Origin of the sequence: Burkholderia sp. HMSC10F09, from assembly GCF_001806955.1 — a bacterium.
GTDB lineage: Bacteria > Pseudomonadota > Gammaproteobacteria > Burkholderiales > Burkholderiaceae > Burkholderia > Burkholderia multivorans.
Map to the genome: position 1 here is coordinate 1 of NZ_KV786646.1, position 12,461 is coordinate 12,461.

Genomic DNA, 12,461 nt, shown 5'->3' on the forward strand with positions numbered 1-12,461 from the left:
GCCGGCCTCGCGGTCTGTCCGCTCGCGCGCCGCGTCGCGCCGCGTACGCTCGTCGACGTCGGCGCGAAGTTCGGGCTGCCGCCGCTGCCGCGCTCGCAGGTCGTGCTGTATTCGCGCGTGCGCGACCCGCGCACGGCGGCCGCGCTGCGCCGCTTCGCCGACAGTCTTGCAATCCCGGCGTAAACTAGCGGGTTCCGCCCGTTGCGGGCGTCCCGACCCCAAACCCGATCCCATGAAGCCCGAAACCCGCCAGCACCTCCGCGCCAACCTGCTGATGCTCGCCGCCGCCGCGATCTGGGGCTCGGCATTTGTCGCGCAGCGGCTGAGCCTCGACGTGATCGGGCCGTTCCTGTTCACCGGGCTGCGCTTCCTGCTCGGCGCGCTGGTGCTCGTCCCGCTGCTGAACTTCAATGCGGCCTCGCGCGCGCAGCTCGCGGCGATCCGGCGCGACCCGGCGTTGCTGCTGCCGGGCGTCGCGCTCGGCGCGCTGCTCGCGGTATCGATCTCGCTGCAGCAGATCGGGCTGCAGTACACGCGGATCGCCAATGCCGGCTTCATCAGTTCGCTGTACGTCGTGATCGTCCCGCTGATGGGCGTGTTCGCGCGGCACCGGATCGGCGTCGGCACGTGGTTCGGTGCGTTGCTCGCCGCGATCGGCCTGTATTTCCTCAGCATCGACGAACATTTCTCGGTGCTGTACGGCGACTGGTTCCAGCTCGCCGGCGCGGTGATCATCGCCGCGCACGTGATGGCCGTCGGTCATCTCGCGAAGCGGCACGATCCGCTCGTGCTCGCCTTCCTGCAGTTCGTCGTGTGCGGCGCGCTGTGCCTCGCGGTCGGCCTCGCGGTCGAGCCCGTCAGCGTCGCGATGCTGCGCGGCGCGCTGCCGACGGTGCTCTACGGCGGGCTGCTGTCGGTCGGCGTCGGCTACACGCTGCAGGTCGTCGCGCAGCGCGACGCGGCGCCCGCGCACGCGGCGGTGATCTTCAGCATGGAAGGCGTGTTCGCGGCCGTCGCCGGCTGGGCCGCGCTCGGCGAAACGCTGACGCTGCGCGCGCTCGTCGGCTGCGCGCTGATGCTCGCCGGGCTGCTCGCGTGCCAGCTTCTGCCGAACGGCGATGCGCGCAAAAAGGACGAAGACGCGCTGCCGGCATGAAAAACACCGTCCCTATAATGACGCTTTGCGGGATGTCCCCGCTCACCGCTTCCGACAGGTCTGCCCCGTTCATGTCCGTTTCAGTCGATCCCGTTGCCGACCTGCTGCGCGAACGCGCAGCGCACTACGCCGCGCAGGCCGCGCTGTTCCTGCGCGACCAGGCGTTGTCCACCGCGTCGCACGATCTGCGCAGCCCGCTCAACGCGATGCACAGCTGGGGATACGTGCTCGAGCGCCAGCTCGCGAATGCCGATCCGAATCTGCAGCGCGCACTCGCCGGCATCCGCACCGGCATCGAGCAGCAGGTGAAGCTGATCGACGACGTGCTCGATGCGCCGCGCGCGGAAACGCGCACGCTCGCCGTTTCACCGCAAACGTTCGCGCTGCGGCCGCTGCTCGACGATACGCTCGCGCTCGTTCGCTTCGCGCTCGCCGATGCGCGCGGCGTGACGATCGACGCGACGCTGCCGGACGACGCGCCGTCGCTGTGCGCCGATCGCGAACGCATCGCGCAGGCCCTCTGGACGATGCTGACGGTCGCCGTCGAAGCGAGCGCGGCCGGCAGCCGCGTGACGTTCGCGTGCACGCGCGAAGGCGCGCACTACGTCGTGCGCGTGCTGGGCAGCGTCGACGCGGCCGCACTCGTCGATCCGGCGCTGCCGCACATGCTCGAATCGTTCGCGCGCCGCGAGATGCTGCGCGAGCGCGATGCGAAGCGCGTCGCGTGGACGCTCGCGATCTGTCAGCGCGTCGCGCTCGCGCACGACGGCACGTTCGCGCACGATCCGTTCGTCGACGGCGCGACCGTCTCGATGACGCTCGGCCTGCGCGCCGGCACGCCGGCCTGAGCGAAGCGGCGCGCCCGACACATTACGCTTGCCTTTCAGGCTCTATACTGACGGGCCTGACACAACCGGAGCGATTCCTTGTTACAGATCTTCGCGCTGATCGGCGCGTTGTTCCTGGTAGCCCTCAACGGCTTTTTCGTCGCGGCCGAATTCGGCCTCGTCAAACTCCGCGCGACGCGCGTCAAGACGCTGGCGCGCAAGCACGGCCTGCGCGGCCGCATCCTCGGCGTCGTGCACGGCCGCCTCGATGCGTATCTGTCCGCCTGCCAGCTCGGCATCACGCTCGCCTCGCTCGGCCTCGGCTGGATCGGCGAACCGGCGTTCGCGCAGCTCATCGGTCCGCTGCTCGACGTGCTCGGCGTACATTCCGAGCGCGTCGTGCACCTGATCTCGCTCGTGTTCGCGTTCTCGCTGATCTCGTTCCTGCATATCGTCGTCGGCGAGCTCGCGCCGAAGTCGATGGCGATCCGCCAGGCCGAAAAGGTCGGACTGTGGGTCGCGCTGCCGCTCTACGCGTTCTACTGGGCGATGTATCCGGCGATCTGGCTGCTCAACACCAGCGCGAACGCGGTGCTGCGACTGGCCGGCCTGTCGGCCGATCACGGCGGCGATGCGCACTACTCGACCGACGAGCTGAAGCTGATCCTGCGCAGCCGCCGCAGCACGGCCGGCAATACCGCGCAACCCGGGCGCGGCGCGTACAGCAACGACGAGTGGAATACGCTCGCGCACTCGCTCGATTTCTCGTCGATGACGGTGTCCGACCTGATGCGGCCCGCCCACGAGATGATCGGCCTGCGCCGCGATCTGCCGCTGCCCGACAACATGGAGATCGTCGCGCGGCACCGCTTCAGCCGCTATCCGCTGTTCACCGACGCGTCGCGCGAACGCGTGTCGGGGCTGATCCATCTGAAGGACCTGCTGCTCGCGCGGCACGCGGGCGCGGCGCTCGACGATCTGTCCGACTATGTGCGGCCGGTTCAGTACGTGCAGCCCGACATGCCCGCGCTCGATCTGTTCCGCCGCTTCCGCAGGGGCGCACCGCACTTCGCGCTGGTCGGCAACAAGGGCGAGAAGCCGATCGGCTTTCTGACGCTCGACAACCTGCTCGGCGCGCTCGTCGGGCAAATCCACGACGAGTTCCGTCAGGGCGATGCGGACTGGACGCGCCTCGACGACGGCACGCTGATGGGCAAAGGCAGCCTGCCCGTCGTGTCGCTCGAGCAGGCGCTCGGCATCGACATCGACGAAGGGCGCGCGGAGTCGGTCGGCGGTCTCGTGATCCAGGCGCTGAACGACCTGCCGTCGGAAGGGCAGCGCGTGTCGTTCGACCGCTTCGACGTCGTCGTGAAGAAGATGAACGGGCCGCGCATCGTGCTCGTGCGCGTGTATCCGAAGGTCGCGAAGGAGGCCGACGAATGACGACCTCGCAGCGCCGCGCGCGATGAAGCCCGCGCTGCCGCGCCGCTACGTCATCACGCCGGAGCCGGCTTCCGCGTCGGCGGCCGATTGCGACGCATTTCTCGATCGGCTGTCCGCCGTGCTCGCGCGCGGCGACACGCTCGTGCAACTGCGTGTGAAGTCGTTCGACGCGGCGACGTTCGCGCGGCTCGCGGCCGACGCGCTCGCGCGCTGCGAGGCCGCCGGCGCGCAGCTGATGCTGAACGGGCCGATCGACGCGCAGGGCGTGCTGCAGTTCGAACGCGCCGGCTGGCATCTCGACGGCGCGACGCTGCGTGCGACGCAGCAGCGGCCGCTGCCGGCCGAGCGGCTGCTATCCGCCGCCTGTCATGACGCAGGCGATCTGCGGCTCGCCGCACGCGCGGGCGCCGACTTCGTCACGCTGTCGCCGGTATTGCCGACGCTCAGCCATCCGGGCGCACCGACGCTCGGCTGGGCGCAGTTCGGCGCGTGGGCCGCTCACGCCGCGATGCCGGTCTACGCGCTCGGCGGCATGACGCACGCGCATCTCGACGAAGCGCGCCGCCATCATGCATACGGAATCGCGGGTATTCGCGGCTTCTGGTAAGCAATACACGGCCCCGCACAAGGGCCGCCCGTTCGACGTCCTATCATCGGCTCACGCATTCAGGCCGGCACGCGGCGCACGCACCGTCATGCCGAAGTCGATGCGTCTCGCATCGTGCGTCAGCGCGTAGCGGTTCACGTCGCCGGTCAGCCATGCGACGAGCGAATACGGCGGCAGTTCGCCTTCGTCGATCCGGTCGCGCGCACGGGGCGGCGTCTCGAACACGACCTGCCCGGCCGGCGCGTCGAACGGCACCGGATCGGGCGACAGGTTCAGCGCGAGGCTCAGCGTCTCGTCGTCCGCGAGCCGCCACGAGGCGAGCAGCGCGTCCGCGTCGCCGCTGCTGCCCGAGCGCAGCGCACGCGCGAACTGCGGCCGGCAGTCCGAGAGCCGCGGCGCGATCAGCTTCGCGCGCACCGCGAGCGCGGACTGCACGAAATGCGCGCGCTCCGCGTCGCGCGCGGTTTCGTCGAAGATCAGCGGGATCTGCGGCGTCAGCAGCGACAGCCCGAGCGCGGCCAGCCCCGCCGCGCGCTCCGATTCGCCGTGCCGCCATGCGCCGTCCGACAGCACGAGCGACGTCAGCGACAATCCGTCGCCCGCCATCGCCTCGCCGGACGGACGCGGCTGGAACGCCGCGCCCGCCGCCGTCAGCGCGCGAGCGAGCGTATGGATCGACTGATGCGTCGAGATGCCTTCGTGATGCGGCACGTCGCCGCCCGTCAGGCGATGCAGCGCACGTTCGCCGCAACTGTTCCACTGCGCATCGAAATGCGTGTCCGCGAGGTGCACCGGATGCCGCTCGCTGCCGAGCACGAGATGGATCAGCCGGTCGGCAGGCACGGCCGCGCGCACGCGGTCGGCGATCTCGCACAGCCACGACGTGCCGATCCGGTCCGCATCGCGCAGCCGCAATCCGTCGCAGCGATATTCGTGGATCCAGTACAGGGCGTTGTCGCAGAAGAAGTCGCAGACGTCCGGATGATCGAGCGCGAGCGGCGGCGCCTCGCGCGGATCGTCGCGCCGATGGAAGAACGGCGCCGCGTAATGGCGCAGTGCGTCGGTGCCGCTGCCGAAGTGCGCATAGTCGAGCTCCAATAGGACCGCGAGCCCGAAACCGTGGGCCGCATCGATCAGCGCCTTCAGCGCGTCGGGGCCGCCTTCGGCCGCGAGCGGCGCGAACGGCAGGCTGTCGTGCGGCGACGCGAGCAGCTCCAGCGCCGTCACGCCGAGACGCGCGAGCGCCGGCAGACGACGTCGCACGCCGTCGAAGCCGCCCACGGCGTGCGGACGGATCGCGTACAGCGCGATGTCCTCCCATGCGCGCCCGTGCCAGAACGCATTGCGCCACGTGAATGCACGCGGATCGACCACCTCGCTCGGGCCGTTGAGCCCGTCCGGTTGCGAACGCGACGCGGGATCGGGAATCGGCAATCGCCCGTCGAGCCGATAGCGATAGCGCGCGCCGGCGCCGCAGGCGGCGAAAATCTCGAACCAGCCGCGGCCGGCCGCGTTCATCGGGATCGCGGTAGGGCCGCTGCCGGTATCGAGTTCGAGATCGACCTGCGTGCTGCCCGGCGCCCAGACGCGAAAGTGCGTGCGCGGCGCGGTACAGCCGACACCGCAAGGTTGCGCGCCGAACGGCAGGCAGTAGCTGTAATGCTGCGCATACGGATCGTGCGGACAATCGGACATCGTGCGCTCCTCGCGCATGCCGAGCGGCAGGACGGCGCCGTCGGCGCGGCGCAACGAGGCCCGGCATGCGACGGCCGGGCCGGAGGGAAGAGAAAAAAGTATGCGCCGATTTCGTGCAGGCGACGTATCGACCGAGCACATTTTTAAATGCGAATCGACCCTGTAGAGGCGGGCGACGCCGGAGGCGGGCGACGCCGGAGGCGGGCGACGCTGGAAGCGGGCGACGCTGGAAGCGCGCGATGCCGCGAGCATGAGCGTGCGCGGCGCGGGGCACGTTCATGCTCGCGCGCCGTGCGAGTCGGGTAGTCCGCATACCGGAATCGCGGCACGCCTTGTTGCCCGCACCGCGCGTCCGTACGCTTCACGGACCGTGCGCGCATCCGCGCGCGCCGCTCCCGACGAAAAGGACCCGCCATGTCGCTTCCCGCCAGCGCCGCCAAATTCGACCCGGCCCGCGCCCACGAATACGCCACGCAATCGCGCATCGCGCTCGCCGGCTACGACGCATGCCACGAACTGGCCGCGTGCGTGCTCGCCGCGACGATCGGCGCACGCGATGCGCATATCCTCGTCGCCGGCGCAGGCGGTACGGGCCAGGAAATCTGCGTGACGGCCGCGCTCGAGCCGCACTGGCGCTTCACCGCGGTCGATCCGTCCGCGCCGATGCTCGCGCTTGCACGCGCGAACGTCGACGCGGCAGGAATCGCCGCTCGCACGCAGTTCATCGAAGACCGCGTCGACACATTGCCCGATACGCCCGCGTTCGACGGCGCGACGCTGATCGGCGTGCTGCACCACGTGCCCGGCGACGCGGCCAAAGCGGCGCTGCTGCGCGCGATCGCGCGCCGGCTGAAGCCCGGCGCACCGCTCGCGATCGCCGGCAACTACCGCCGCTATGCGGATCATCCGCAGCTGCTCGACGCGTGGCAGCAGCGCTGGCGCATGAATGGCGCGGCGCCTGACACGGTGCGCGCGCAGCTCGCGAAGATCTTGCAGGGTGCCGATCCGCCCGCGTCCGAGGACGCCGTGTTCGATCTGCTGCGCGAGGCGGGCTTCGATGCGCCGGTGCGCTTCTTCGCGAGCCTGTTCTGGGGCGCGTGGGTCGCGATCCGGCGCTGAACCGGCGACGCACGCGCGGCGGCGTCGCGACGGTTGCGCGCGTCAGCTCAGCAGACCGGCCGCGACGTTGATCGACAGCCCGAGCACGGCCATGTTGAAGTAGAACGACAGGATCGACTGCGCAAGCACCGCGCGGCGTGCGGAGCGGCCGGCGAGCGAGATGTCGGCCGTCTGCGATGCGACTGCGATCGTGAACGAGAAGTACAGGAAATCCCAGTAGTCGGGCTCGATGCTGCGGTCCGGAAAGCGCAGCACGCGGTCGCCGCTCGGCGAGCCGTAATAGAGCCGCGCATAGTGCAGCGTGAAGATCGTCGGAATCAGGAACCACGCGCCGAACAGCGTCGCGGCCGTGACCGCGTAGTGGCCGAGGCCCGCGCGAAAGCCGACGCTCTTCACGGTCGCGAGCTCGATCGCGATCGCGGCGACGCTCGCGACCGTCGCGAGACAGATGACGGTCAGTACGGTCGTCGCGCTCTGATCCTCGCGGATCGCGATCTCGCGCACCTTGTGATGATGCGCGGTCACCATGCGCCCCCACATCAGCAGCAGATACAGCCAGATCGCACAGTCCCAGCCGATCAGCGCGCGTGCGGTGGGTCGCGTCGAAGCGGGCAGCACGAGCGCGGCCAGCGCACCGGCGACGAAGGCCGATACGAGCCGCGGCCGGTTGCGCAATACCTGCGGATAGAGCGTCATCATGCGAGAGCGAAAGCGAACGGAAAGGGAGCCGCGCGGGTCGCCGGCCGTCCCCGATTATCGCCATTCCGCCGCGACGTGGCGATGACCGTCTGCGCCCGCGGTCTGTTTTCATCTGGAACGCGCATGCGTTGCGAGGCGAATGGTCGCTCGCGTGGCGCGACGCGGCGAGCGGCCGTTCTCGCGGCAACGCCTGACTCGAACCTCATTCCACGGGAATGCCGGTGATCGCCCGTACGGCGACGTCGCCCGCTGCCTCTTCGGCACGACGAAACGGCACGCCTCACGACTTGCACTACGACCGATTTCGGGCATTCGCGTGTGCGTGCCATCCGTAAACACGCCCTAAGATAAAGGCATGAGCGCTTCCGCCCTCCTCCACCGTCATCCGGCCAACATCGCGGGCCGCGACTTCGTCGTGGGCGACCTGCACGGCTGCGTCGATGCGCTGCGCGCGCTGCTGCACGACGTGCGCTTCGATCCGGCGCGCGACCGGCTGTTCTCGGTCGGCGATCTGGTCGACCGCGGGCCGGCATCCGAGATCGCGCTCGAACTGCTCGATCGCCCGTGGTGTCACGTCGTGCGCGGCAATCACGAAGAAGTGCTGAGCCTCGTCGCGCGCGGCAAGCTGCCGGCCGACGCATGGCGCGGCATCGGCGGCGACTGGGGCGCCGATCTGCCGCCCGAGCGGCTGCACGCGTATGCGGCGCGCGTCGAGGCGCTGCCGCTCGTGCGCGTGATCGGCGAAGGCGCGACGCGCTTCAACGTGCTGCATGCGGAATTCTTCGGCTCGGACGCCGATCTCGATACCGGCGACTATCCGCCCGACGTGCGCGAGCGGCTGATCTGGGGCCGCGATCTCGTGCAGGGACTCGTCGATCCCGGCTGGCAGGCCGGCCTGTCGCTGACCTGCAGCGGCCATACGCCGGTGCGCGTGCCGCAGCGGATCGGCGCGCAATGGTTCATCGATACGGGTGCGTTCGCACCGGCCGGCCGACTGACGCTCGCAGAGCCGCGCACGGGACAGACGTGGTCGATCACGCAGGCCGCCGCACGCGAACGCGGCGCCGCCGCGTGGCCGCTGCCGTGACGGCCGCAGGCTGCCCGGCCGGACACCGCGACGCGCACACCGCATCGAATGCACGGGCGGCGCGACGTCCGCATGCTCGCACCTACCCGACCTGATTCAGCTCGAACACCGCGTCGATCGCGGAGCCGTTCCAGTTGTACTCGAGATACGCCGCGTGATGGCAGTCGCGCAGCAGCGTCGTGCGAAACGCCGCCAGGCATTCGCCGTGCGGATCGCGCACCGACGGATAGACGATCCCGAGCCCGCCCGCGCGGCGCACCGCGCGCCCGAGCGCCTGCCCCGCGCTGTAGTCGAGCGGATCGAGCAAGGCGGGATCGCGCTGCGGCCAGGTGCGCACGTCGACCACGTCGCCGCGCGCGATCACCGTGTACAGCCGCATCTGCTGACGCATCGGCGGCTCCTTCGTCGCCGCGAGGAACAGCGCGCTGTGATAGCGCGTTTCCGCGATCGCGGTGTCGCGTCCGCGCGCGCAGTAAAACACGCCGTAGCTGCCGTCCGAAAAGCGGCTGCCTTGCGGATTCAGATGCGTGAACGCGGCCATGATCGGCCCCCAGCCCTGCCCGTAGCGGCGTTCGCCGGGCGGCACGAGCTCGAGCGTGCCGACTTCGTTGCGGATGCGGTCGTTCGTCAGCGATTCGAGCGCGTACAGCGCGTCGAAGTCTTCGGCCGAGGCGACGCGGTCGAACAGGTTGATCGCGGGAAAGCGCGTGGGAATCACGCGATAGGCGGGCGCCCAGTCGAGCGTGGTCGTCGGCCAGGTTGTCGTGTCCGTCGCGCTCGTCACGCCCAGCCACCCCGCATCGCGTCGAGATACTGCCGGACCGCGACCAGATCGCCGACATTGCCCGCCAGCATCCGGTCGAGCGCGCGCATGCCGCCGAACGGCGCGGCGTCGTTCGGCCGCTTGACCCACGCATCGGCCGCGGCCGGCTGCGGCAGCAGGATCTGCAGCGACTTGTAGATGCCGAGCAGCAGCGACAGCCGCTCGAGCGTATCGCGCGGCACGCGCGCGGCGTCCGGTGCGGACTTCCACTTGAAGAACGTCGAGCGGCCGGGCGAGCCGAGCAGCACGATCTGCTCGTCGATCGTCAGCCCCCAGTCGCGCGCGATGTTGAAAAACGCACGCAGGCCGGCGGCGGACATCTGCGCGACGGACGCTTGGGGCAACGCGGAATGCGGATCGTACGCGGGTTGTGACATGATCGTTAGTCTCAAAACGAATTCACTAACAAGACTAGTCCATTTTCGTATTTTTGCAAGGGTCGAGACCCGCGCGCGACCGCGCAGCGTCGAGCGGTCGCACGTGTAGACGATATTTTTTGTCCATTCTGGACTCGGATTTTATTTTCTGCGTTAATGGCCGCACGGATCACGCGCCGGCAACGCGGCGCCGGTCCGCGAAAACCGTGTCGCCCCGAACCGGAAGGACCCCGTGAAGGAACCATCATGAAGAGACTGATTGCCGCCGTTTCGATCGCCCTGCTCGCGGTATCCGCAGGCCCCGCCGTCGCGAAGGACTGGACCACGATCCGCTTCGGCACCGACGCCAGCTACGCGCCGTTCGAGTCGAAGGCGCCCGACGGCAAGCTCGTCGGCTTCGACATCGATCTCGGCAACGAAATCTGTGCGCGCCTGAAGGCGAAGTGCGTCTGGCTCGAGAATGATTTCGACGGAATGATCCCCGCGCTGAAGGCGAAGAAGTTCGACGCGGTGCTGTCGTCGATGTCGATCACGCCGCAGCGTGCGCAGCAGATCGGCTTCACGACGAAGATCTACAACCAGCCGACGCGGCTCGTCGTCAAGAAGGGCTCGCCGCTGCTGCCGACGGCCGAATCGCTGAAGGGCAAGTCGATCGGCGTCGAACAGGGGACGACGCAGGAAGCGTATGCGAAGGCGTACTGGGCGAAGCAAGGCGCGAACGTCGTGTCGTACCAGAACCAGGACGGCGTCTATGCGGACCTGACGGCCGGCCGCCTCGACGCCGCGCTGCAGGACGAGGTGCAGGCCGCGATCGGCTTTCTGAAGTCGCCGCGCGGTGCGGGCTACCAGTTCGTCGGGCCCGAGCTCGTCGACGAGAAGGTGCTCGGCATCGGCGCGGGCATCGGGCTGCGCAAGGAGGACACCGACCTGAAGGCGAAGATCGACCGCGCGATCCTCGACATGGTCAAGGACGGCACGTACAAGCGGCTCGCGTCGAAGTACTTCGACTTCGATATCTACGGCGGCTGACGCGCAGCCGCCGCCGCGCGTCGCGACGGCGTCAGTACGCGAAGAGCGGGCGCCTCGGCATCGGCGCCCGCGCGCACATCCCCTTGCGGAGCCGGCTCGCGAACGGAAAAGCGCCGCCCCGCCGCGGATGACCGGCGCTCAGCCGGATCCGCCTCGCACGCGGTGCGGACAGATGGCCCGTCGGCGCATGCCGGCCGGCCGCCACACGCACGGCCGACCGGCGATGCCCCGACTCACTGCGATCGCGGCCTGCCGGCCGCGGCGTGTGGCGATCGTTCATTTTTCTACCCCGTTCTGGTCTCTGGCTTGTTGCGGCGACCGGCTCGATACGATGCCGGCGCTCCGACGATCGCCCGACGACGGTCCGTGTCGGCCGGACGCGGCGGCTTCGCCGCGCCCGACGCGCATCCCCGCGGACCTGCGCGGCCCGGCACGGCAGCGTTCGCTGCCGGACCGGACGCGCGGCGCGTCGTCGACTTTCGCACGCCCATCGCTGCAAGGAGCGGGCCAGCGCCGCGCGCGGCCGTGCGCACAAGGGTGCGCGCGACACGGCGCACGGCGAGCATCGCTCGCCTGCGCGGAAGGTTGCGGATCTGAAACATCGACCGGGCGGCGCGCGCCGCGCGTACAGCGGGCGCGCGTTGTGCGACAAGGCGGGCAGCCGGTTCGCGCCCATTTGGCGCGCGCGTTCGCCGCGCGTTTCATGCGACGACGAAGCGAACGCGCGCCTTTGCCTGCAGGAAATGTTTCATCGGCTTTACATGCGCGCGGCGGCCGGCCGCTGCGGCGCCCCGCTGCGGCGCCCGCACCGTTCAGCCGACGCGGCAATGACCGGCGTCGTCCGGCGGCGTCGCGTCCTTACCGCCGTTCTCGCCGTGATCGACGGCGTTGTCGTGATCGTTGAGCCCGTGTTCGATCATCATCCGGTACAGCGTCACACGCGAGATGCCGAGCTCGGCCGCGGCCTTGTTGATGCGATGATCGTTGCGCAGCAGCGCATTCTCGATCGCGACGCGCTCGGCAAGCGCGCGCGCCTGCTCGAGCGTCACCGGTTCGGTTTCGCCCGGCGTGTCGAGCCCGAGGTCGTGCGGCGTCAGCAGCCGGCTCTCCGCCATCACGATCGCGCGCCGCACGCGGTTGATCAGCTCGCGCACGTTGCCCGGCCACTCGTAGCGCCGCATCGCGTCGAGCGCGGCCGACGTGAAGCCGCTGATCTTGCGGCCGCTGTCGGCCTTGTACTTCTGCAGCACGTAGTGCGCGAGGATGTCGATGTCCTTGCCGCGCGCGCGCAGCGGCGGCTCGTGGATGCGCAGCACGCACAGCCGGTGATACAGGTCGGCGCGGAAGCGGCCGGCCTCGACGGCGCCGTCGAGATCGACGTGCGTCGCCGAGATGATCCGCACGTCGACCGCGATCGACTCGTGCCCGCCTAGCCGTTCGATCCGGCCTTCCTGCAGGAAGCGCAGCAGGCTCGCCTGGCTTTCGACCGGCATGTCGCCGATTTCGTCGAGAAACAGCGTGCCGCCGTTCGCGGATTCGATGCGGCCCGCGCGTCGCTGCGTCGCGCCGGTAAACGCGCCGCGCTCGTAGCCGAACAGC

Annotated in this window: 12 protein-coding genes and 1 pseudogene; 8 read left to right on the forward strand and 5 right to left on the reverse strand. The window is 69.7% G+C overall.

The genetic code is table 11. From position 1 onward, the window contains the following. From HMPREF3115_RS10110 to HMPREF3115_RS10130, 5 genes and pseudogenes are all read left to right on the forward strand, one after another. Positions 1-183, forward strand: a pseudogene (locus HMPREF3115_RS10110) (LysR family transcriptional regulator); the annotation flags it as partial. Positions 184-232: 49 nt separating this feature from the next. Then, positions 233-1,156, forward strand: coding sequence for a DMT family transporter (locus HMPREF3115_RS10115; protein WP_006410288.1), 924 nt, complete (start codon positions 233-235; stop codon positions 1,154-1,156). Between the two features lie 71 nt (positions 1,157-1,227). Further along, positions 1,228-2,004: a sensor histidine kinase gene (locus HMPREF3115_RS10120; RefSeq protein ID WP_070554308.1), complete on the forward strand. Its 777-nt coding sequence runs from the start codon at positions 1,228-1,230 to the stop codon at positions 2,002-2,004. A 78-nt stretch (positions 2,005-2,082) separates the two neighbouring features. Beyond that, positions 2,083-3,426, forward strand: coding sequence for a hemolysin family protein (locus HMPREF3115_RS10125; RefSeq protein WP_006404153.1), 1,344 nt, complete (start codon positions 2,083-2,085; stop codon positions 3,424-3,426). A 22-nt stretch (positions 3,427-3,448) separates the two neighbouring features. Beyond that, positions 3,449-4,033, forward strand: coding sequence for a thiamine phosphate synthase (locus HMPREF3115_RS10130; RefSeq protein ID WP_006404154.1), 585 nt, complete (start codon positions 3,449-3,451; stop codon positions 4,031-4,033). A 51-nt stretch (positions 4,034-4,084) separates the two neighbouring features. Here the strand turns inward: HMPREF3115_RS10130 and HMPREF3115_RS10135 are convergent, their stop codons facing one another. After that, the gene (locus tag HMPREF3115_RS10135) at positions 4,085-5,728 is read right to left on the reverse strand and encodes a DUF3459 domain-containing protein (RefSeq protein WP_070554323.1); all 1,644 of its coding nucleotides are present in this window, start codon (positions 5,726-5,728) and stop codon (positions 4,085-4,087) included. 414 nt (positions 5,729-6,142) lie between these two features. Here HMPREF3115_RS10135 and HMPREF3115_RS10140 point away from each other — a divergent pair, with 414 nt between their 5' ends. Next, positions 6,143-6,847 carry a class I SAM-dependent methyltransferase gene (locus HMPREF3115_RS10140; protein ID WP_070554310.1) on the forward strand — a complete coding sequence of 235 codons (705 nt, stop codon included), beginning with the start codon at positions 6,143-6,145 and terminating at the stop codon, positions 6,845-6,847. 42 nt (positions 6,848-6,889) lie between these two features. Here HMPREF3115_RS10140 and HMPREF3115_RS10145 read toward each other — a convergent pair whose 3' ends face one another. Next, entirely contained in the window at positions 6,890-7,543 is a 654-nt protein-coding gene (locus HMPREF3115_RS10145) for a DUF1345 domain-containing protein (protein ID WP_012467817.1), read from the reverse strand. A gap of 358 nt (positions 7,544-7,901) precedes the next feature. Between HMPREF3115_RS10145 and HMPREF3115_RS10150 the strand changes: the two genes are divergently transcribed. Beyond that, complete coding sequence (locus HMPREF3115_RS10150; protein WP_070554312.1) at positions 7,902-8,633, forward strand: metallophosphoesterase; 732 nt, start codon at positions 7,902-7,904, stop codon at positions 8,631-8,633. Positions 8,634-8,715: 82 nt separating this feature from the next. On the opposite strand, the gene HMPREF3115_RS10155 is transcribed toward HMPREF3115_RS10150, so the two are convergent. Together HMPREF3115_RS10155 and HMPREF3115_RS10160 are read right to left on the reverse strand one after the other, a co-directional pair. Then, positions 8,716-9,417: an RES family NAD+ phosphorylase gene (locus tag HMPREF3115_RS10155; protein ID WP_006404160.1), complete on the reverse strand. Its 702-nt coding sequence runs from the start codon at positions 9,415-9,417 to the stop codon at positions 8,716-8,718. Beyond that, on the reverse strand, positions 9,414-9,833 hold the full coding sequence (locus tag HMPREF3115_RS10160; RefSeq protein ID WP_070554314.1) for an MbcA/ParS/Xre antitoxin family protein: 420 nt from the start codon (positions 9,831-9,833) through the stop codon (positions 9,414-9,416). Before HMPREF3115_RS10160 ends, HMPREF3115_RS10155 begins: the two co-directional genes overlap by 4 nt. Positions 9,834-10,079: 246 nt before the next feature. Between HMPREF3115_RS10160 and HMPREF3115_RS10165 the strand changes: the two genes are divergently transcribed. After that, positions 10,080-10,862, forward strand: a complete 783-nt coding sequence (locus tag HMPREF3115_RS10165) for an ABC transporter substrate-binding protein (protein WP_006399411.1) — start codon at positions 10,080-10,082, stop codon at positions 10,860-10,862. Positions 10,863-11,674: 812 nt separating this feature from the next. Here the strand turns inward: HMPREF3115_RS10165 and HMPREF3115_RS32350 are convergent. Then, the coding region (locus tag HMPREF3115_RS32350) for a sigma 54-interacting transcriptional regulator (protein ID WP_256276118.1) at positions 11,675-12,461 on the reverse strand (787 nt) is incomplete at its 5' end.